Source organism: Variovorax sp. V116 (genome assembly GCF_041154435.1).
GTDB lineage: Bacteria > Pseudomonadota > Gammaproteobacteria > Burkholderiales > Burkholderiaceae_C > Variovorax > Variovorax paradoxus.
This window is the reverse complement of the sequence record NZ_AP028661.1, coordinates 3793684-3813255: the sequence shown is the minus strand read 5'-3', so window position 1 is coordinate 3813255 and position 19572 is coordinate 3793684. Positions and strand designations below refer to the sequence as shown.

The window sequence follows — 19572 nt, the reverse complement described above, 5'->3', positions numbered from 1 at the left end:
AGGTTGAGGTACTCCAGGAGCAGTGAAAAAACGACGTGTTCGGGTTTCAGCGCAAGGCCTGCCGTTTCCGCAGTTCTGGCGCTTCCGTACATGAGACGTTTGAACTACAAAAAGAGAGACACCCTGTACCCCATGCTTCAGCGCGTGCCGTCCGCCCGCGTCACCGGGCTTCGGCGGCTGCCTGGATGCGGACGGCCTGGCGCTCGCTCCGGCCCGTGTTGGCGGCGCTGGCCTTCAGCAGCGCGCTGCCGATCTCCCCCGTGCGCACCGAGGTCACCGACAGCAGCGTGTCGCTCAGGCCGTGCGAGGACTCGCAGGCGCCCTGCAGGAAGATGGCGGGGCGGAAGTCCCCGGTGCTGCGCACGCGGTAGTGGCGGTCCACCGAGAAGCCGTCCAGGTACGGCGCGAGGGGCGTCAGCAGTTCCTTGTGCTGCTCGCGCGCGTAGCCGGTGGCCAGCACCACGGCGTCGTAGCGGGAGGTGCTTTCGCGACCGGTGTTCTGGTCGCACATGGTCAGGTGGATGCCGTCGGCGGTGGCGCGGGCGGCGTGGATGTCGTGCCGGCGCAGGAAGCGCATGCGGTTCTCGCCGCGCATCTTCTGCTGGTAGAACATCTCGAAGATCTGCTGGATCAGTTCCAGGTCGGCCACCGCATAGTTGGTGTGGCCGAACTCCGCGAGCAGGGCGGCGCGCTCGTCGTCGGGCCGGCTGTACATGTAGTCGGTGAACTCGGTGTTGAACACCTCGTTCACGAACGGGCTGTCGTCCGAAGGACGGATGGAGCGGGCCCGCATGACGAGGTCGACCTGCGGCGCATGGGGGCGGCCCTGCAGGTCCATGAAGATCTCCGCGGCGCTCTGGCCGGCGCCGACGATGGCAATTCTTTGCGCGCCGTCCTGCGCGGCGATGCCCTGCAGGTAGGTGCTCGAATGGAACACGCGCGGGTCGCTGCGCAGCGCCCGGAAGCAGTCCGGAATGTTCGGCATGCCGCCGACGCTCACCACGAGGTTGCGCGCGAGGCGCTCGCTCTGGCGGCCCGTGCGGTCGCGCGAACGCACGCGCAGCAGCGTCACGTCGTCGCCATGGGCCTCGCGCTCGGGCAGCACCTCGAAAACTTCCTCGCCGTAGACGCAGGCATCCTCGAACTGCGCGGCGGCCCAGGCCAGGTAGTCGTTGAACTCGTGGCGGCTCGGAAAGAAGGTCTTCAGGTTGATGAAGTCCTGCAGGCGCTTTTTCTCGTGCAGGTAGTTGATGAAGGTGAAGCGGCTGGTCGGGTTGCGCAGCGTGGCCAGGTCCTTCAGGAAGGAGATCTGCATGTGCGCATGCTCCAGCATCATGTCCTTGTGCCAGGCGAAGGCCGGCTGCTTCTCGATGAACATCGCGTCGAGCCGGTGCCCGTCGCGCCGCTTCTCGTCGAGCGCGATCGCCAGCGCAATGTTCGAGGGGCCGAAGCCGATGCCGATGACGTCGTGGATGACCATGGCGGATTCCTTTTGCTGCGAAGCGGTTGGGGAGTTAGACGGGCTTGGCGCGAGTGGCTGCCGGCGCGTCGCTGCGCGGCAGCCAGAGGCCGTCGATGAAGTAGCGTTCGCGCAGCATCATCACGAGCTGCGCGCGCTTGTGCGGCAGGTCGAATTCCTTCACCTTGGCGTAGCCCGACTTGTCCAGGTTGCGGATCTGCTGCACGTGGTCGATGCGCGGCTCGCCCACGGCGCGCTGCGTGCGCGGGTCGCACAGGAAGATGTAGTGCGAGATGGAAGTGAGCCACGCAGTGGCGAATGCCTTGCCGCGGAACGACGGCTCGCCGACCAGCACGTGCCAGCCGCGGTCGTAGTCCTGCACGTCGTAGAAGGGCGCAATGCGGCTTTCCTTGGCCCAGTACATCTCGAAGTAGGCAAAGGGCTCGCCATCGAAGCTCGCGATCATCGAGTACATGTGCGGGTCGCGATCGATGCCCGAGAGATAGGCGCGGTGCTTGTCCAGGTCGCCTTCCTCCTCCCAGATCTCGGCCACCTCGGGGTCGTTCATCCAGCGGTTGAAGATGCCCAGGTCGCGCTCGAAGTCGATGCTGCGAAACGAGAAGGTCTTGCCGAGCCACGGAATGAAGCGCTGGTAGAGCACGCCGCGGGGCTTGGGCGTGCGCAGCGGATGCACCTTGCCGTTGCTGAGCGCATAGCGCTGCGCCATCGGGGCATGCACGGCGGGAAGCCACAGGCGCGGCTGCTGCCAGAGCATGTCGCGAAAGGCGCGCACGCCGCCGTCCGGCGACGCGAGCAGCACGCCGGTGTGGGCCAGCTCCTCGGCCAGCGCGGGCGCCGCCACCGCGAGGCTCTTGTGCGCAGGAAGGTGCTCGAAGGCGGCTTCCAGGGCCGCGAGCAGGTGAGGGGTGGAGGCCGCGCTGCCGTCGACCCATTGGAGCGCGGCATCGGCCCCGCCGGTCGCGAGCCGCCAGAGCGAGCGCGTGTCGCCCTGGCGGCTGCGCACGGCAAGCATCCCGCCGTCCAGGGTGATGTCGTGCGGCGTGCCGTCGGCGTAGGAGGTGAGGGTCATGGGGTTCCTTCGGTGGACCGGCGGCTCGCGAGCAGGGCCAGGCCCTGGTGGAGCGCCGGAAAGAGGCTGTGGTTGAAGTTGTTCCAGCGCAGCTCGAGGATCGAGTCCGCGGGGTCGATGTGCGTGCCGAGCACGTCGTGGATGACCTCGCCGGAGTCGATGCCGTTGTCCACGTAGTGCAGCGAAGCGCCGGTCTTCAGGAGCGGCGGGGCGGCGATGCTTTCCATCGTCTGCCAGTTCACGACCTTGCGGCCCTTGGCGCCGTGCAGCGCATCGAGCGTGGCGCGGGCGCCGCGGCGCTCGTAGGGCGACTCGATGCGCGTGATGCCGGGGTGGATGTTGACGATCCTGCGGTGGAACGGCGCACCCGGACGCACGAGCTCGTCCAGGATCACCAGGAGCCCGTCGAGCACGACGATGTCGGCCTGCAGCGTGAGCAGCTTGTCCAGCAGGCGGCGCTCGAAGGCGCTCTTGGCGGCGGGGCGTTCTTTCGCATCGAGCGGAAGCCGCCGGTATTCGGACGGCACCGCGTGGAGCATGCCGTTGACGAGCTTGCCCTGCGTCTTCAGGTCGCCCGGAAATATCCACTGGCGGCCGGGCTGGCAGGAGAAGCCGTAGTCCTGTAGCGCCGCGCGGTCCCGCGGCGAGCCTTCGTCGTCGTCGTAGACGATGCCTTCGAGCGAATAGGCCTCGCCCAGCGGGCTTTCGTCCAGTGCCTTGGCCAGGTATTCGAGCGGGGACGCCATATAGCGCTGCGTGCCCTTGAAGTCGATGTACTGGCCGGCCTTGTCGGCGGCCGCGTTTCTCAAGGACAGGATGTAGACGAGCTTTGCCTTGGACATGGGTGTGGCGTGAAAGGATGGATCGGCGTTGGAGTTGGCTCGGGAGCGGGCAGGCGTGGGGCCTTCAGGAGAGAAGACGTGGCAGCGCGCCATCTGTTCACGGCTGCAGGATTTCGCCGGCGCTCTTGCGGTGCTGCGGCGCGAGCGGGCAGGCGCCGCAGTAGTCCTCGCGCGGAAGCAGGTAGTAGAGACAGCACTGGCGGTGCAGCTTGACCGGCCGGCCCTGGCCGGCGCCGGCCGGCCGCACCTCGCGGCAGCGGGCGTGCAAGGGGTTGAGTGGCCGGGCCTCGTCCGGCCAGGCGGGGTGGTGCAGGAGACGGTCGCGGTCGTGTGCGATGTGGGCTGCACCGCCGGTCGCGGCCAGCGCCATGTCGAAGATCGGTTCGAGGTGGCGCGCGGTGTTGCCCCACAGGATCTTGGGCGCAAGCCGCGTGAGGCTGCACAGGGCAGTGAAAAGCGGCTGAAGGTGCTGCCACAGCAGCGGCGCATAGCGCTGGGCGGTGTCGGCGCCGCGGCGCGCATCGCCCAGGTGCAGCACATGAAAGCTCGCGGGCGCGCCCTTGTCGTCGAGCCGCACCCAGATGTGCTCCGCTGAAACGGGAAGCACGTGCTGCAGCACGCTGGCGGCGGCCACCACGGGCGGCAGCAACGCGGAGAGATAGTCCAGGCTCCATGCCGAGGCGACCGGCCGCAGGTCGCGCGCGCCGGCCGCGCCGCGCGCTCGCGCGTGAAGGTGCAGCACGTCGGCCAGGAGCGAGCGCGAATGCGCCAGGTCGGCCACGCGCAGTGCGCCGGCCGGTACCGTGTCCGCGCACTGCAGCCGCTCGGCATGCACGGCCAGTGCACCCGGGAACAGGGGTTCCAGCAGCGCGATCACGAGGCGGCCTGCAAGAGGTGCGGGGAATGCATCCCTTGAAGACGGTTTGGCGGCGGGGGTGTTCATCCGGCGCCGCGCATGAACATTGGCCGGACCCAACCGTCTATGCAGTAAGCGGCGTGCAGCCGCACGGGCGATGTCGACAGGGCATGGCCGTTTTCAAGCCGTTTTGCCCCGGGTGGGCGGAAAGAGCCTTTGCATGACACCGACCACCACGACCCCCCGTGGCAACACCTCCGAACTCGGGCGCCTGCTCAAGCCGTTTCTACCGTGGGTCCTCCTGTCCGCGGTCACGGGCATCTGCGCGGGTGCGGCCACCGTCGCGCTGCTGGGCACCATCAACCAGGTGCTCAACCGCGAGGGCGGCATGGCGGGCGGGCTGCTGCTGACCTTCGTCGGGCTGTGCGCGGTGGCGCTGCTGGGGCGCATGGCCTCGGACGTGTCGACCAACTTCGTCGGCCAGCGGCTGGTGGCGCAAGTGCGCAAGAGCCTCGCGCAGAAGATTCTCTCGGCGCCCATCGATGCACTGGAGCGCTACCGCACGCACCGGCTGATGCCGGTGCTGTCGCAGGACGTGGACATGATCAGCGACGTGGCCTTCGTGCTGTCGTCCACGCTCATCGCGTTCGCGATTGCGCTGGGTTGCCTGGCGTACCTCGCCTACCTGTCGCTGCCGCTGTTCTGCCTCTTGGTGGTGGCGCTCGCGATCGGCGCGACCATCCAGACGCGCGCGCAGGTGCGCGCCGAGGTGGGTTTCTGGAAAGCGCGCGAATACGAGGAGCAGCTGCACAAGACCTACCGCGCGATCAGCGAAGGCGCGAAGGAATTCCGCATGCACCGCGCGCGCCGCACGCGGATGTTCGGCGGACAGATCGAGCGCATCGTGGACAGCATCCGCACCGTGAACGGACGCGCCATCAACACCTATGTGATGGCGACGGCCTTCGGCTCGGCGCTGTTCTTCCTGCTGATCGCGCTGATCCTGGGCTGGGCCGCGTTCCGGCCGACCGAGCCCGCGGTGCTGAGCGGCTTCGTGCTGGTGATGCTGTTCCTGAAGGGGCCGGTGGACCAGATCGCGGGCGCGCTGCCGGGCGTGGGCCGGGCCAGGATCGCGTTCCGGCGCATTGCCGACCTGTCGGCGCGCTTTGCAACGCCGGAGCCGCACCTGCACCTGGAGCGCGCATCCAACGGCGTGATGCTCCACCGCGAGATCGCCATGCGCGGCGTGTGCTACCGCTTCGATGCGCCCGAAGGCGGCGAGGCTTTCACGCTCGGGCCCATCGACCTGCTGCTGCGGCCCGGCGAGATGGTGTTCATCGTGGGCGACAACGGCTCCGGCAAGACGACGCTGATCAAGCTGCTGCTCGGCCTCTATGCACCGCACGGCGGCGAAGTGCTGCTCGACGGCGGCGTGGTGACGCCACAGGGGCGCGACGACTACAGGCAGCTGTTCACGACGGTGTTCTCGGACTTCTACCTGTTCGAGGACCTGGCGGCCGGCGAAGAGGGCGCGGGCACGGCCACGCTGCCGCAGACCGCGCTGCCTTACCTGGAACGCCTGGAAATCGCGCACAAGGTGAGCGTGAAGGACGGCGCCTTCACCACCACCGATCTTTCGACCGGGCAGCGCAAGCGGCTGGCGCTGGTGCATGCGTACCTGGAAGGCCGACCGGTGCTGGTGTTCGACGAATGGGCCGCCGACCAGGATCCGGCGTTCCGGCACCTGTTCTACACGGAGCTCCTGCCCGAGCTGCGCGCCAAGGGGCACCTGCTGGTGGTGATCTCGCACGACGACAGGTACTTCCACCTGGCCGACCGCGTGGTCACGATGCGCGCCGGAAAGATCGAGGAAGACAAGGCGTACGTCCCGCCCGAAAGCCTGGCTGCATGATGCGTGACCGTGTGCCCGACGATCCCGCCTTCGACGCCGCGTGGACGCTCTTTTGCACGCTGCACGACTCGCCCTCGCCGGAGCGCGCCGAAGAGCTCATCCGCTGGCTCGGCGTGGACCCCGGGAACATCTGCGCGCTGGACGACGTGCTGACGCTGTGGGCGCTGGCCGGGGCCGCGCTGATCAAGCCGTCGATGCAGGAGGCGCTGCGTGACCGGGGGCGCCTGCAGTGAAGCCTGGCCGCTACTTCTGCCGGTCGCGCAGATCCGCTGCGATGCCGCCGAGCGCGTCCCAACGGCGGCGCGCTTCCTGGGCCGCGGCCGCATGCTCCGCCGACCGGCTGCGCCACCGCGCGAGCGCCAGGCGGGCGGCCATGGCGGCGTCGTGCGCAGCGGCGATCTCGCTCTGCACGATCAGCGCGAGGGCACGCTCGATGAGCTTCTCGTTCGGGACGCTCGCCACGGTGCAGCCGTCCGCTCAGGCGAAGTCTTCGGCGAACATTGCGTCGAAGCCCGGGCGCATCGAGACGGCCGGCTGCTCGACCAGCTCCGAACGCAGCCGGGCGAACGCGCGCGAGCAGTCGATGGCGGCGCGCAGCAGGTGCTTGGCGACCGCCATCTCGCTGATGTTCAATTGCTGCGCGATTTCGGCGCGCGTGTGTCCGTAGGCGCGGAACAGCAGGAACACTTCGCGCCGGCGGGGAGGCAGCGTTTCGAGCGTCTCGACCACGCGCGCCAGCACCTGCTGCTGGGACGCGATGAATTCGCAGGAAGGCGCCACCTGGCGCGAGCCCGAGTTGAAATGCGTGCCGACCCAGTCCTGCGCCACCTTGCGGCGGCGCGCATCGTCCACGCACAGGTTGCGCGCCACGCGAAACAGCAGCGCGCGGGGCGACTCGATGCCGCCGGTGCCTTGTTGCGTGCCGCCCGGCGCCGCATCGTCGATGCGGATGCCGTTGTTCATCTTGAGCGCGTGCGCATACACGCGCTCGAAGCTGGATTGCGCGATGTCCGCCGCGTAGTGCGGGTCGCGCAGGTCGCGCGTCAGCTGCCGGCGCAAGTCCGCATAGTGGGCCAGCAGTTCCTGGACGATGTCGCGCATCCGATCGCCTTCTCGCAAGCATCAACGTGTGGGTTCCCTGGGCCGGCCACCGCCGCGCGATGCGGGGTGGCTGGGGCGATTGAATAAGAATTATTCTTATTGAAGTGTAACCTTAACCGCTTCTTAACGAAGCTGAAAAAGGCGCAGGAACCCCGTGCGCGTGCCTGAAAAAGACACTCGGATCGAAAAGTGAGTAGCTTTGTTTTCGCTTGGGGCGCGCGCTGCGGCCCCGAAGGCCGGTCAACCGCGCTTGGGAATGCCCAGACCCTTCACAACCGCCGGCCGCGCCACGAAGGTTTCGAGCACCCGCGCCACATTCTTGAACTCGCTGAAGCCCACCAGGTCGCCCGCTTCGTAGAAGCCGATCAGGTTGCGGATCCACGGGAACGAGGCGATGTCGGCGATGGTGTAGTCGTCGCCCATGATCCACGCGCGGTTGGCCAGGTGCTTGTCGAGCACGCCGAGCAGGCGCTTCGATTCGGCCACGTAGCGGTCGCGCGGGCGCTTGTCCTCGTAGTCCTTGCCGGCAAACTTGTTGAAGAAGCCGAGCTGGCCGAACATCGGGCCGATGCCGCCCATCTGGAACATCAGCCACTGGATGGTTTCGTAGCGGCCCGCCGCATCCTGCGGAATCAGCTTGCCGGTCTTGTCGGCCAGGTACAGAAGAATGGCGCCCGATTCGAACAGCGCGAGCGGCTTGCCGCCGGGCCCGTGGGGGTCGAGGATCGCGGGGATCTTGTTGTTCGGGTTGAGCGAGAGGAATTCCGGCGACATCTGGTCGTGGGTCTCGAAGCTCACCAGGTGCGGCTCGTAGGCCAGGCCGGTTTCCTCCAGCATGATCGACACCTTCACGCCGTTGGGCGTGGGCAGCGAATACAGCTGCAGCCGGTCAGGATGCTGTGCGGGCCATTTCTGGGTGATGGGAAAGCGGGACAGGTCGGTCATGGGCGATTCATGAAAAGCGGAGTTGGAACGCCGCGCCCGCAGGGGGTCAGATGCCCAGCCAGCTCATCAGGGCCGTCTCGACCTCGGCCGAGGGTGCGACAAAGCCAGTGTAGGTCGATGTGGCGAGCGCGCGCTTGCCGGCATCGCTTTGCGCGAGGCCGAGCAGGGCTTCGCGTGCCGCGCTGGCCGTGGCGACGTCGAGCTTGCGCGAGGCCAGCCATTGCTTGATGGGCACCGCGCGCGATTCCGCGCACACATTGCCGCCGCCTTCCTTCCAGGTCTTGACCACGCCCGATGCCGCCGTGGCGCCGTAGGCGGCAAAGCCGTTCTGCACATAGAAGGGCACCGCGTCCTGGTAGCGCGTGTTGGTGAGCTTGAGCGCGGCCGGCTGCAGGCCCTGCTCGCGCAGCATGGCGCGCGTGATCACCGAGGTGATCGAATCCGCGTCGGGCATCACCAGGCCCTTGCCGGAGATGCTCTTCCAGTTGGAGATGGGCTGCGGCTCCTTGCACAGCAGCGACACCTTGTAGGCGGTGAAGCCGCTGGTCCAGGCCAGCGCCTGGTAGCGGCCGCTCTTGACGGCCTCGAGCGCCACGTGGGCCGGGTGGATGAAGGCCAGGTCGACCTGCTGCTCCTTCAGGGCCTCGCGCGCGCTGGTGTAGGAGATCAGCACCTTGATGGTCACGGGCTGCTTCAGCGCCTTGCTCAGCACCTCGGCAATGGGCTCGAAGCGGGGCGCGATCTGGCTTTCGGTGGTCTGGTAGCTCACGCCTTCGGTCACGCCGATGACCAGCGCGTGCGCCGGGGCGCCCGCTGCCAGCAGCAGCGCTGCCGCCGCCGGGGCGGCAAGGCGGAGCGGGTTCGGATGGCGGGCGCGGGGCGCGCTGGCGGCGCTCCCGTCGGGTTGGCCGGAGCGGAGGGGGGCTGGGATGTACATCAAAAGATCATAGGGGGCCGCCGCCCGGCCGCCGATGATCGCAAGCACCTATGCGCGCAGCCGCCCGCCCGTGGCATGGCAGCCGCGCGGCGGGGGCCTCAGAATCGCGCCTTGAGGAAGGCCGAAGGCCCGTGCAGCTTGACCTTGACGCGGGTCTCCGCCGTGCTGCTCTGGCGCGCCAGGTCGATGTTGGTGACGCCATAGGCCAGCACCAGGCCGACGTTCTTCACCGGGAACCACTCCACGCCCGCGCTGGCGTTGTAGATGTTGCCGTGGAAGCGGCCGCCGCCCTTGCGCACGCCGGAGAGGTCGGCAAACAGGCGCAGGTCGGGGTTGATGGCATGCCGCACGCCCAGTTCGAGCAGCGGCGCAACGGCGTTGTCGCTCGCATCCTCGTTCAAGGTACGGATCCGTCCGTTCACCGCGACGTTGGCGTTCGTGCCCACGTCGATGCTGTAGTAGGCGGCGCCGGCGCCCAGGCCGAACACCGTGTTGCCCGAGCCGAGCCACCACTTGTACGAGAGCTTGGCGAAGTCGAGCTTCACGTTGATGTTGGCATTGCCCACCGCGCTGAACGTGCCGAAGCCGCCGAAGGAATCGCTGCCCGCGGCCTGGCCGAAGTAGTCGCGCTTGTAGCGGTAGTAGTCGAACGAGAGGCCATGGCTGTCACCGATCAGCAGGTCGGCCGTGATGCGCGGCATGGTCACGCGGCCGGGCTCCAGGTCGCGCGTGCGCAGCGCGCCGTACGGCGAGCTGACCGATGCGTTGAATTTGGGATCGGCGCTGAAGGCCCCCGCCGAGAAGCTGAAACGGTCCAGCGCGGGCGACGGCTCGGCCCAGGCCAGTGCGGGAGCAAGGAGAAATCCGGCGCCAGCCAATGCGCCCAGCTTCGTCAGCCTTGCAGAGCTGGCAAGCGGGCAGGAGCGGAGCAACAGCATGGAGAGATCCTTAAGAGGAGGAGGAAAAGACAAAAAAATACGCCTCGGGATCGACACGCAATTTGTGTGCGCGCCAGTCTTCCGGGCGGTTGCTCCCTGTTGATGAGCGCCAAGTTAATAGCCCCCTTGCGCAAAGCCCATGCGCCGATTGCCGCTGTGCGTGTAGGACGATGGCGACCCAGGCGTTCGCACACCTCAAAAAGTACTCAAGGTAAGCTTTGGAGATGCCAAAAAGTCTGTCCACCACCACCGGGCCGCAGCGTCTTCTCTATGCCGGCGTGGCGGGCATCGCCGTTGCGGCCATCCCTTGGCCGCTCGACGCCATGGCGCGCGGGCTCGCGGGCTGGTGCACCAGCGCGGCGGTGTTCCTGCTGCTCACGTGGTGGCTGGCCGACACCTTCGATGCGGCGCAGACCCGCAAGCGCGCCCAGTCGCTGGACCAGCCCAACGTGGTGATCCTGGTCTCGATGCTGGTGGTCATTGCGGCGAGCGTGGTGGCCATCGCGATGCTGCTGCAGCAGGTCAAGCTGATGAGCGGGCCGGCGCGGGCAGGCCACATCGCGCTGGGGCTGGTGGCGCTGGTGGGCTCGTGGCTCATGATGCACACGATCTACGCCTTTCACTACGCGCACCGCTACTACATCGACCAGCGCGACGGCTCGCCCGACGGCGGGCTGGATTTTCCGGGCAAGGAAGAGCCGGACTATTTCGATTTTCTCTACTACGCCTACGTGGTCGGCATGACCACGCAGGTGTCCGACGTGCAGGCCACCTCGCGCGAGATGCGGCGCATCACGCTGGTGCACAGCGTGCTCGCCTTCGCCTTCAACATGCTGGTGCTCGCGCTGTCGGTCAACGTGGTCGCGGGGGCGATGTAGCGGCCGCGCCGCCCGCGCGCGGCCACAGCTTCACGATGCCGGTGGAGAGCGCCACGCCGCAGACGATCACGCCCGCGCAGATCAGCATCCATTGCGTGATGTTCTCGCCCAGGAACACGGCGCCGTAGAACACCGCGAACACCGGCACCAGGAAAGTCACCGTGAGCGCGCGCGCCGGTCCCGCATTGGCGATGAGCCGGAAGAACAGGATGTACGCAAGGCCGGTGCATGCGATGCCCAGGGCCAGCAACGCGAGCCAGGCGCGCAGGCTCGGCATCTGCGCGGGCCAGAACCACAGCGCCGGAAGCGCGAGGAACAGCGTGGCCCCGATCTGGCTGCCGGTGGCGGTGGCCAGCGCGGGCACGCCGCCCAGGTAGCGCCGCGTGGCGCTGGCCGCCACGCCGTAGCTGGCGCAGGCGCCGAGGCAGGCCAGCACGGCCCACAGCGCGGCGTTGCCGTTGGCGTCGGCATGCAGGCCCGCGCTGCGGCTTGCCAGCATGGCGACGCCCGCGAAGCCGATGACCAGGCCCACGATGCGCGAGCCATCGGGCCGGTCGCGAAACCAGGCCCAGGCCACCAGCGCGCCGAACATCGGCACCGTGGCATTGATCACCGCCGCCAGGCCGCTGTTGATGGTCAGCAGCGCAAAGCAGAACAGCGCGAACGGAATGCCCGAATTCAGCACGCCGATGGCCATCGACGCCTTCCAGTGCTGCGCCAGCGCCGTGCCGTGGCCGCGCATGAACAGGAGCGGCAGCAGGAACAGCGTGGCCACCGCCACGCGCACCGCGGCCGCCGGCAAGGCGCCGAACTCGGCCGCGCCGATGCGCATGAAAAGGAAGGACGCCCCCCAGAGCGCGCCGAGCAGCACGAGGTCGATGAGCCAGGGCTTGTTGGGCTTGGGCGAGGGAAGGGCGGTGGTGCTGTTGTCTTTTGTTGTCGTGCTCATGGGGTCTTCGCGGTCCTCGGGCGGGCGCGCGCTCTCTATTTCGCTTCGAGTTCCAGCAGTGCGGTCTTGCGGTGGAGCCCGCCAGCGTAACCGGTCAGCGAGCCGTCGGCGCCCAGCACGCGGTGGCAGGGCACGATCACGCTGATCGGGTTGCGCCCCACGGCCGCGCCCACCGCGCGCACCGCGGCCGGGTTGCCCACGTTCGCGCTCAGCGCGCCGTAGGTCATGGTCTTGCCCGCCGGAATGGCGAGCAGCGCCTGCCACACGCTCTGCTGGAACGCGGTGCCGTGCGACAGGTCGAGCTTCACGTCGAAGCTGTCGCGCCTGCCCGCGAAGTAGTCGCGCAGCTGGGCGCCGGCCTCGACCAGCGCGGGATGGTCGTCCTGGGTCTGCCAGCCCGTGGTGTCGGGCCAGTGGCGCTGCCGGTCGAACCAGACGCCTGCCAGGCCTTCGTCAGTGGCCGCCATCGTGATGCCGCCGAGCGGCGTGTCGATGTGCGAGGTGTAGATGACTTTGCTCTTGAACTTCATGGCATTTCAGGCGGAGGCGCCTGCCGTAGTGAGGTTGTTGAAAGGCGCTGCCGCCGCCGACGAGGCTGCAGTGGCGGCAGCGGGAGAGGAGGGCGCCGGCGCATGCCAGGCGCGCAGCACCGCATAGCTGCGCCAGGGCCGCCAGGCCTGCGACGCCTGGCTGGCCGCGCGCTCGGTGCTCACGCCCAGCGCCTTCTGCAGCGCCACGTCGCCCGCGGGAAAGGCGTCGGGCCAGCGCAGCGCGCGCATCGCGATGTACTGCGCGGTCCAGGCGCCGATGCCGGGCAGCGCCTGCAGCGCGGCAATGGTCGAAGGCACGTCGGCGCCCGCATGCAGCGCGAGCCTGCCGCCCGCGACCTCGCGCGCGATGGCCTGCAGCGCGGCCTGGCGCTGGCGCACGATGCCGAGCTTGCCGAGTGCATCGCCGCTCGCGGCCGCCAGTGCCGCGGGCGTGGGAAACAGGCGGTCGAGGCCCTCGATGGGCGTGGCAATGGCTTCGCCGAAAGCCTCCACCAGCCGCGAGCCCAGCGTGCGCGCCGCGGCCACGGTGACCTGCTGGCCCAGCACCGCGCGCACCGCCAGCTCGAAGCCGTCGACCGTGCCCGGCACGCGCAGCCCATCGCCGTGCGGAAAGGCCTCGTGCAGCGCGGCGTTGATGGCCATCGGCTCGGCATCGAGGTCGAGCATGGCGCGTGCGCGGCTGATCACGATCGGCAGCACCGCGGCGAGCGAGTCGCTGACCGACAGCAGCATCTGCTCGCGCTCCATGTCGAAGCGCAGCTGCAGCCAGCCGGCGTGTGCCTGTCCGCCCTGCTGCACGCGCAGCGTGCGGGCCAGCCGAACGAAGGTGGGCGTGCTGCCCTTGGCCGGCTCCTTGCCGTCGGCCGTGGTGGCCAGCTCGACACCGCGCAGCGCGCGCCGCGCGAAGAAGCCGAGCATCGCGCCCACGTCGTAGGGCGGCCGAAAACCCAGCCGCACCTCGATGGCCTTGCCCCCGCCGCCCTCGGCGCCGCCGGCACGCCGCAGCGCGCTCGGATTGAGGCCGTAGTGCTCCAGGAACGCGGCGTTGAAGCGGCGCACGCTCGCAAAGCCGCTGGCCAGCGCCACCTGCGTCATCGGCAGGCGCGTGTCGGCGATCAGCTGCTTGGCGGCCAGCAGGCGGCGCGTCTGCAGGTATTGCAGCGGCGAGACGCCGAACTGCGCCTCGAAGATGCGCCGCAGGTGGCGGTCGCTCACGCCGAGCCGCGCGGCGATCTGCGCCGCGCCCGGACCCTCCTCGGACCAGGCATCAGGCTCGTCGATGAGCCGCGCGGCCTGCAGCGCGAGGATGCGCGAGGCATCTTCGGTCGACCAGCTCGCCGCCCGCGGCGCGAGCTCGGGCCGGCAGCGCAGGCAGGGGCGGAAGCCCTCGGCCTCGGCCTGCGCCGCGTGGCGGAAGAAGCGGCAGTTCTCGCGCCGCGGCAGCTTCACGCGGCAGACCGGCCGGCAGTAGATGCCGGTGGAGGTCACCGCGGTGAAGAAGGAGCCGTCGAAGCGCGCATCGTGCGTCTTCATCGCCAGGTAGCAGGCGTCGCTCTCGAGTGCGTCGGTGGATGCATGTGAGGTAGGCATGGGCAAATGATACGGTTTCGACTCGTTTCAACTGGCCGTTTTCGGACATGTGGGCCCCCAGGCGCTTGCCTACAATGGCCCGTTCTCCAGAACCTACAGGGAATGCCTCTTCATGCAACTCAGTGCGTCGATTTTCAAGGCCTACGACATCCGAGGCGTGGTGCCCGTCACGCTCGATGCCGAGGTCGCGGAAGCGCTCGGCCGGGCCTTCGGCAGCGCCGCCCGCGCCGCCGGTGAAAAGACCGTGGCCGTGGGCCGCGACGGCCGCCTCTCGGGGCCCGCGCTCGCCAAGGCACTGATCAGCGGCCTGGTGGCCACCGGCATCGAGGTGATCGACGTGGGCGCGGTGACCACGCCGATGCTCTACTTTGCGGCCCACACGCTGTGCACGAGCGGCATCCAGGTCACGGGCAGCCACAACCCCAAGGACTACAACGGCTTCAAGATGGTGCTGGCCGGACGCGCCATCTACGGCGACGAGATCCAGGGCCTGCGCAAGGTGATGGAAGAAGGCAGCGCCAGGCTCGCCCCCGGCGGCAGCGTGCGCAAGGTCGACGTGACCGACGCCTACACGAAGCGCATCGTCGGCGACATCCAGCTGGCCCGCCCGCTGAAGATCGTGGTCGATTCCGGCAACGGCATTGCGGGCGCCTCGGCACCGGCCATCTTCCGCGCCATCGGCTGCGAAGTGACCGAGCTGTTCAGCGAGGTCGACGGCAACTTTCCCAACCACCACCCCGATCCGAGCAAGCCCGAGAACCTCAAGGACCTGATGGCCGCGCTGGCCTCGGGCGACGCCGAACTGGGCCTGGCCTTCGACGGCGACGGCGACCGGCTGGGCATCGTCACCAAGGATGGCCAGAACATCTTCCCCGACCGCCAGATGCAGCTCTTTGCGCAGGACGTGCTCTCGCGCGTGCCGGGCGGCACCATCGTGTACGACGTGAAGTGCTCGCAGCGCCTGGCGCCGGCCATCGAGGCCGCGGGCGGCAAGCCGATGATCTTCAAGACCGGCCATTCGCTGATCAAGGCCAGGATGAAGGAAATCGATTCGCCGCTGGGCGGCGAGATGAGCGGCCACATCTTCTTCAAGGAGCGCTGGTTCGGCTTCGACGACGGCACCTATGCGGGCTGCCGCCTGCTCGAGATCCTGAGCAAGACGCCCAATGCGAGCGACACGCTCAACGCGCTGCCCACGAGCTTCTCGACACCCGAGCTCAACGTGAAGTGCGCCGAAGGCGAACCGCATGCGGTGGTCGACAAGCTCGTCGCGCGCGCGAGCTTCGCGGCCCCCGCGGTGGTCTCGACCATCGACGGCCTGCGCGTCGACTGGCCCGACGGCTTCGGGCTCATCCGCGCATCCAACACCACGCCGGTGCTGGTGCTGCGCTTCGAAGGCCAGACCGATGCGGCTCTCAAGCGCATCGAGGCCGAGATGCTCGCGCTCCTCAAGACCGTGAAGGCCGATGCGACGCTGGCCGAAGCGTCGCACTGAGCACCGTGCGTTCGCTGCTGCTGCGCCTCTACGGCGCCTTCACCACCGCCGTGCAACCACTGGTTCGCCGCAAGCTGCGGCGCAGGGCCGAGGCCGAGCCCGGCTACGGCGTGGCCGTGGAGGAGCGCTTCGGCCACTACGACGATGCAACCACCGGCGAGGGCCAGTGCTGGGTGCATGCGGTCTCGCTCGGCGAAACGCGCGCGGCCGCCATCCTGATCGCGGAGCTGCGCAGGCAGTACCCGGGCATACCGATCCTGCTCACGCACGGCACCGCCACCGGCCGCGAAGAGGGCGCCAAGCTGCTCGAACCCGGCGACACGCAGGTCTGGCAGCCCTGGGACATGCCGGGCGCGGTGCAGCGCTTTCTCGACCGCTTCCAGCCGCGCATCGGCGTGCTGATGGAAACCGAGGTCTGGCCCGAGATGGCCGCCGCCTGCGCCGAGCGCCGCATTCCGCTGGTGCTGGCCAATGCGCGGCTCAACGAGAAATCGCTGGCCGCGGCCGAACGCCTCGGCTGGCTCGCGCGGCCCGCGTACTCGGCGCTGGCCGCCGTGTGGGCCCAGACCGAGGCCGACGCGCACCGGCTGGTGTCGCTGGGCGCCAAGGTGGCCGGCATCTACGGCAACCTCAAGTTCGACGCCTCGCCCGACGCGCGCCAGCTGGCCGCGGCCGCGACGCTGCGCGAGCGGCTGCCCAAGCCCATGGTGGTGCTCGCGAGTTCGCGCGACGGCGAGGAGCGCATGCTGCTCGACGTGCTCAGGCGCTTCGGCGCCACGGCGCCTGTGCCGCCAGAGCAGGGCGCCATCCGCTCCATTGCCAAGCGCGTGCACGACGTGCAGTGGATGATCGTGCCGCGCCATCCGCAGCGCTTCGACGAAGTGGCCGCGCTGATCGAGGCCGAGGGCTTTGCCGTGGCGCGCCGCAGCGCCGCGGGCGAGCCGTCCGATGCCGAGATCTGGCTGGGCGATTCGCTCGGCGAAATGGCGCTGTACTACGGCCTGGCCGACGTCGCGCTGCTCGGCGGGAGCTTCGAACCGCTGGGCGGGCAGAACCTCATCGAGCCGGCCGCCTGCGGCTGCCCGGTGGTCATGGGGCCCTCGACCTTCAACTTTGCCGAAGCGGCGCAGCTTTCGCTGGCGGCCGGTGCCTCGCTGCGCGTCGAGAACATGGAGCAGGCGGTCACCGCGGCGCTCAAGCTGGTCGAGAACCCCGAGCGGCGCGCCGCCATGGCCGAGGCCGCGCTGGCTTTCTCGTCATCGAACCGCGGCGCGGCCGAACGCACGGCAGCGGCGGTGCTGGCCATTGCGCAGGCCGCCGATCCGGTGCCGACCGAAGCCGCGCCGCTCGAGGATGCGCGGGCGGAACCCACGCTCGAGTAGCTGCGGGTTGATTCCTCAGCGCACCGGCGGGTTCAGGATGACCGGCGGCGGCGGTGCCGAAGGCATCGTCGGTGCCGGCGGGTTGAACGGCTGCACCGGCACCGGCGGCACCACGGGAATGGGCGGCGGTGTCACGGGCACCGAAGGCGCGGCCTGCGGCCGTTCGCCGGGCGCAGGCGTTGCCGCCGTGCTGCCGTTCTTTGCCAGCGTCGCGTTGATCGCGTTCATGTCGTCGACCGTCAGCGTGCCGTTGGCCTGGCGCAGCTTCAGGTTGCCCAGCAGCACGTTGTAGCGCGCCTGCGCGAGATCGCGCTTGGTCTGGTAGAGCTGGCTCTGCGAATTGAGCACGTCGATGTTGATGCGCACGCCCACCTGGTAGCCGAGCCGGTTGGCGTCGAGTGCGCTCTGGCTCGACGCCTCGGCCGCTTCGAGCGCCTTGACCTGGCCCGCGCCGGACACCAGCCCGAGGTAGGCCGCGCGCGTGGCCTGCGCGACGCTGCGGCGGGTGCCTTCGAGCACGCTGCGCGACTGCTCCTCGAGCGCGAGCGTTTCCTTGATGCGGTTCTCGGTGGCAAAGCCCGCGAAGAGCGGCAGGTTGAACACCACGCCGACCGAGGCGGCATCGATGCGCGTGCCCACGGTGCTGGTGCTGGTGCCCTGCGGATTGCGCGTGACGTTGTAGCCCAGGTTGGCATCGAGCGTGGGCTTGTGGCCGGCTTCGGCCTTGCGGATTTCGAGGCCGGCCACGTCGAGTCCGAGCTGCGCCTGGCGAATGGCCGGGTGCGCCTCTTCGGCCTGGGCCACCCAGGCTTCGATGTTGGCCGGCGTGGCGGTCGGCAGCACCACCGGCTGCGCCAGCGGCACCGGCACGCTGCCCGGGCGGCCGACCAGCTGGTCGAGCACCACCTTCTTGACCTGCAGGTCGTTCTCGGCGGCGATTTCCTGCGCAATGACGAGGTCATAGCGGGCCTGGGCCTCGCGCGTGTCGGTGATGGTGGAGGTGCCGACCTCGAAGTTGCGCTTGGCCGACGCGAGCTGCTCGGCCACCGCCACCTTCTGCGCGCGCACCAGCGTCAGACTGTCCTGGCTCGCGAGCACGTCGAAGTAGGCCTGGCTCACGCGCACGATCAGGTCCTGCTCGGCAATGGTGAGCACCGACTGCGCGATCTCGGCCTGGCGCTTGCCCTGCTCGTAGGTGGCCCAGTTGGCGGGCCGGTACAGCGGCTGCGTGGCGTTGATGCCGATGTTCTGCGTGGTGAAGTCGCGCGGCGTGGTCGTTCCGCGGCCGGGCCCCGTGAGGGTGTCGATGTCCAGGTTGTTGCGCGTGGCACCCGCCGTGAGCCCCACGGCTGGAAGAATGCCGGCCTTGGCCTGTGCGGCGCGTGCCACGCTCGCGTCGTACTGGGCCCGCGCGCCCTGGTAGGTGGCGTCGAAGCCGCGTGCGGATTCGTAGAGTTCGTTCAGTGTCTGGCCTTGGGCCGGCAGTGCGAGCAGGGTGGCAAAGAGACTTGCGAGCGCTGCGGATAGAGGCAAAAGCCTGGGCCTGAAAGGCATTGAACGTCCTTGAAGAAAGAATCAGTAGCGCGGCACGGAGGGGTCGTGCTGTGCCGACCAGGCGTCGATGCCGCCGGCCACGTTGGCGAGTTCGGCAAAGCCGTTCTGGCTCAGGAAGGCCGCCACGCGCTGGCTGCGCGCACCGTGGTGGCAGAGGCACGCGATGCGCTGGCCCTCGTCGAGTTCGGCAAGCCGCGCCGGAATCTCGTTCATCGGGATGGCCACGAGCGTGAAGCCCTGCGGCGCAACGCTGGCCGTCTGCAGCTCCCAGGGCTCGCGCACGTCGAGCAGCACGGGCGGCGCCTCGGGATGCTGCGCAAACCAGGCGGCAAGATCGGCGGGGCGGACTTGGTCGATCATTCGAAGCCGCCGTTCAGAACGAGAAGCGCGAGGGCTCGGGGAAATTGAGCAGCCGCGGCGCCACCGTGTCCCAGGGCTGGATGGTGTCCCACTTGCTTTCGCTGCTGCGGGTGACGAAGTGGGCGCGCATCATCGGCTCCTCGCCCACGATGGCGGCGAGGCGGCCGCCCACCTTGAGCGAGCCGAGCAGGTTCTGCGGAATGCGCGCCACCGAGCCGCTGAGCACGATCACGTCGAAGCTCGGGCCGCTCGGCAGCGGCACCGCGCCATCGGCATTGCGCACCTCGACATTGGCCACGCCGTTCTGGCGCAGCGTCTCGGCGGCGCGGGCGGCCAGCGCGGGATCGATCTCGAGGGACAGCACCTGGGCCGCGCGATGGGCGAGCAGGGCGGCCATGAAGCCCGATCCGGTTCCGATCTCGAGCACCGACTCGTGCTTTTGCACGTGCAGGTCCTGCAGCATGCGCGCCTCGACCTTGGGCGAAAGCATCACCTGGCCGGGAACGGAACCGTCGCCCAGCGGGAGTTCCATGTCGAAGAAGGCCAGCGCGCGGTGGGCGGGCGGCACGTAGTCTTCGCGCCGGATGGCGGCCAGCAGGTCGAGGATTTCCAGATCGAGCACGTCCCAGGGCCGGATCTGCTGTTCGATCATGTTGAAGCGCAGGCGCTCGAGGGTGGGGGTGGGGTTCATGGGAGGCTTTTCCTTGTGGGGCTCAGGACAAACCTTCAATTT

Annotated in this window: 20 protein-coding genes; 5 read left to right on the top strand and 15 right to left on the bottom strand. The window is 68.8% G+C overall.

What is annotated here, in order from left to right; all coding sequences use genetic code 11:
- Positions 1 to 160: 160 nt before the first annotated feature.
- From ACAM58_RS18175 to fhuF, 4 genes are all read right to left on the bottom strand, one after another.
- The gene (locus tag ACAM58_RS18175) at positions 161 to 1480 is read right to left on the bottom strand and encodes a lysine N(6)-hydroxylase/L-ornithine N(5)-oxygenase family protein (RefSeq protein WP_369663200.1); all 1320 of its coding nucleotides are present in this window, start codon (positions 1478 to 1480) and stop codon (positions 161 to 163) included.
- A 34-nt stretch (positions 1481 to 1514) separates the two neighbouring features.
- Positions 1515 to 2549 carry a GNAT family N-acetyltransferase gene (locus ACAM58_RS18170; RefSeq protein ID WP_369663199.1) on the bottom strand — a complete coding sequence of 345 codons (1035 nt, stop codon included), beginning with the start codon at positions 2547 to 2549 and terminating at the stop codon, positions 1515 to 1517.
- A complete protein-coding gene (locus tag ACAM58_RS18165; RefSeq protein ID WP_278876732.1) occupies positions 2546 to 3391 on the bottom strand; it encodes a formyltransferase family protein in 846 nt (281 codons plus the stop codon). The genes ACAM58_RS18170 and ACAM58_RS18165 overlap by 4 nt, the downstream gene beginning before the upstream one ends.
- A 97-nt stretch (positions 3392 to 3488) precedes the next feature.
- Positions 3489 to 4334 carry a siderophore-iron reductase FhuF gene (fhuF, locus tag ACAM58_RS18160; RefSeq protein ID WP_369663198.1) on the bottom strand — a complete coding sequence of 282 codons (846 nt, stop codon included), beginning with the start codon at positions 4332 to 4334 and terminating at the stop codon, positions 3489 to 3491.
- 133 nt (positions 4335 to 4467) lie between these two features.
- On the opposite strand from fhuF, the gene ACAM58_RS18155 reads away from it, so the two are divergent.
- Both ACAM58_RS18155 and ACAM58_RS18150 read left to right on the top strand, forming a co-directional pair.
- Positions 4468 to 6159, top strand: a complete 1692-nt coding sequence (locus tag ACAM58_RS18155; protein WP_369663197.1) for a cyclic peptide export ABC transporter — start codon at positions 4468 to 4470, stop codon at positions 6157 to 6159.
- Positions 6156 to 6392, top strand: coding sequence for a hypothetical protein (locus ACAM58_RS18150; protein ID WP_369663196.1), 237 nt, complete (start codon positions 6156 to 6158; stop codon positions 6390 to 6392). Before ACAM58_RS18155 ends, ACAM58_RS18150 begins: the two co-directional genes overlap by 4 nt.
- Positions 6393 to 6402: 10 nt before the next feature.
- Here ACAM58_RS18150 and ACAM58_RS18145 read toward each other — a convergent pair whose 3' ends face one another.
- The 5 genes from ACAM58_RS18145 to ACAM58_RS18125 all read right to left on the bottom strand — a co-directional run bounded on the left by ACAM58_RS18145 (position 6403) and on the right by ACAM58_RS18125 (position 10080).
- Positions 6403 to 6621: an iron dicitrate transport regulator FecR gene (locus tag ACAM58_RS18145; RefSeq protein ID WP_369663195.1), complete on the bottom strand. Its 219-nt coding sequence runs from the start codon at positions 6619 to 6621 to the stop codon at positions 6403 to 6405.
- Positions 6622 to 6636: 15 nt separating this feature from the next.
- Complete coding sequence (locus ACAM58_RS18140) at positions 6637 to 7260, bottom strand: RNA polymerase sigma factor (protein ID WP_369663194.1); 624 nt, start codon at positions 7258 to 7260, stop codon at positions 6637 to 6639.
- A 240-nt stretch (positions 7261 to 7500) separates the two neighbouring features.
- The gene (locus ACAM58_RS18135) at positions 7501 to 8205 is read right to left on the bottom strand and encodes a glutathione S-transferase N-terminal domain-containing protein (RefSeq protein WP_015866510.1); all 705 of its coding nucleotides are present in this window, start codon (positions 8203 to 8205) and stop codon (positions 7501 to 7503) included.
- A 46-nt stretch (positions 8206 to 8251) separates the two neighbouring features.
- Complete coding sequence (locus ACAM58_RS18130) at positions 8252 to 9142, bottom strand: phosphate/phosphite/phosphonate ABC transporter substrate-binding protein (RefSeq protein ID WP_369663193.1); 891 nt, start codon at positions 9140 to 9142, stop codon at positions 8252 to 8254.
- A gap of 98 nt (positions 9143 to 9240) precedes the next feature.
- On the bottom strand, positions 9241 to 10080 hold the full coding sequence (locus ACAM58_RS18125; RefSeq protein WP_015866508.1) for a hypothetical protein: 840 nt from the start codon (positions 10078 to 10080) through the stop codon (positions 9241 to 9243).
- A gap of 224 nt (positions 10081 to 10304) precedes the next feature.
- Between ACAM58_RS18125 and ACAM58_RS18120 the strand changes: the two genes are divergently transcribed.
- Positions 10305 to 10958 carry a DUF1345 domain-containing protein gene (locus ACAM58_RS18120; protein WP_015866507.1) on the top strand — a complete coding sequence of 218 codons (654 nt, stop codon included), beginning with the start codon at positions 10305 to 10307 and terminating at the stop codon, positions 10956 to 10958.
- Here ACAM58_RS18120 and ACAM58_RS18115 read toward each other — a convergent pair.
- The 3 genes from ACAM58_RS18115 to ACAM58_RS18105 are packed head-to-tail and all read right to left on the bottom strand — an operon-like array spanning position 10933 to position 14048.
- Positions 10933 to 11907 carry a DMT family transporter gene (locus tag ACAM58_RS18115; RefSeq protein WP_369663192.1) on the bottom strand — a complete coding sequence of 325 codons (975 nt, stop codon included), beginning with the start codon at positions 11905 to 11907 and terminating at the stop codon, positions 10933 to 10935. The genes ACAM58_RS18120 and ACAM58_RS18115 overlap by 26 nt on opposite strands.
- Before the next feature lie 35 nt (positions 11908 to 11942).
- The gene (locus ACAM58_RS18110) at positions 11943 to 12437 is read right to left on the bottom strand and encodes a methylated-DNA--[protein]-cysteine S-methyltransferase (protein WP_369663191.1); all 495 of its coding nucleotides are present in this window, start codon (positions 12435 to 12437) and stop codon (positions 11943 to 11945) included.
- A gap of 6 nt (positions 12438 to 12443) precedes the next feature.
- Positions 12444 to 14048, bottom strand: a complete 1605-nt coding sequence (locus ACAM58_RS18105) for an Ada metal-binding domain-containing protein (protein WP_027730095.1) — start codon at positions 14046 to 14048, stop codon at positions 12444 to 12446.
- A gap of 112 nt (positions 14049 to 14160) precedes the next feature.
- Here ACAM58_RS18105 and ACAM58_RS18100 point away from each other — a divergent pair, with 112 nt between their 5' ends.
- Both ACAM58_RS18100 and ACAM58_RS18095 read left to right on the top strand, forming a co-directional pair.
- Positions 14161 to 15543, top strand: a complete 1383-nt coding sequence (locus ACAM58_RS18100) for a phosphomannomutase/phosphoglucomutase (protein WP_369663190.1) — start codon at positions 14161 to 14163, stop codon at positions 15541 to 15543.
- Positions 15544 to 15548: 5 nt separating this feature from the next.
- Positions 15549 to 16925 carry a 3-deoxy-D-manno-octulosonic acid transferase gene (locus ACAM58_RS18095; protein WP_278876723.1) on the top strand — a complete coding sequence of 459 codons (1377 nt, stop codon included), beginning with the start codon at positions 15549 to 15551 and terminating at the stop codon, positions 16923 to 16925.
- A gap of 15 nt (positions 16926 to 16940) precedes the next feature.
- Here ACAM58_RS18095 and ACAM58_RS18090 read toward each other — a convergent pair whose 3' ends face one another.
- Genes ACAM58_RS18090 through ACAM58_RS18080 form a run of 3 tightly spaced genes read right to left on the bottom strand, consistent with a single transcriptional unit; the run spans position 16941 to position 19530 of the window.
- Positions 16941 to 18479 carry a TolC family outer membrane protein gene (locus tag ACAM58_RS18090; protein WP_369663189.1) on the bottom strand — a complete coding sequence of 513 codons (1539 nt, stop codon included), beginning with the start codon at positions 18477 to 18479 and terminating at the stop codon, positions 16941 to 16943.
- A 21-nt stretch (positions 18480 to 18500) separates the two neighbouring features.
- Positions 18501 to 18839: a rhodanese-like domain-containing protein gene (locus tag ACAM58_RS18085; protein WP_015866500.1), complete on the bottom strand. Its 339-nt coding sequence runs from the start codon at positions 18837 to 18839 to the stop codon at positions 18501 to 18503.
- A gap of 13 nt (positions 18840 to 18852) precedes the next feature.
- Complete coding sequence (locus ACAM58_RS18080; RefSeq protein ID WP_021008384.1) at positions 18853 to 19530, bottom strand: protein-L-isoaspartate O-methyltransferase; 678 nt, start codon at positions 19528 to 19530, stop codon at positions 18853 to 18855.
- Between the last annotated feature and the right edge of the window lie 42 nt (positions 19531 to 19572).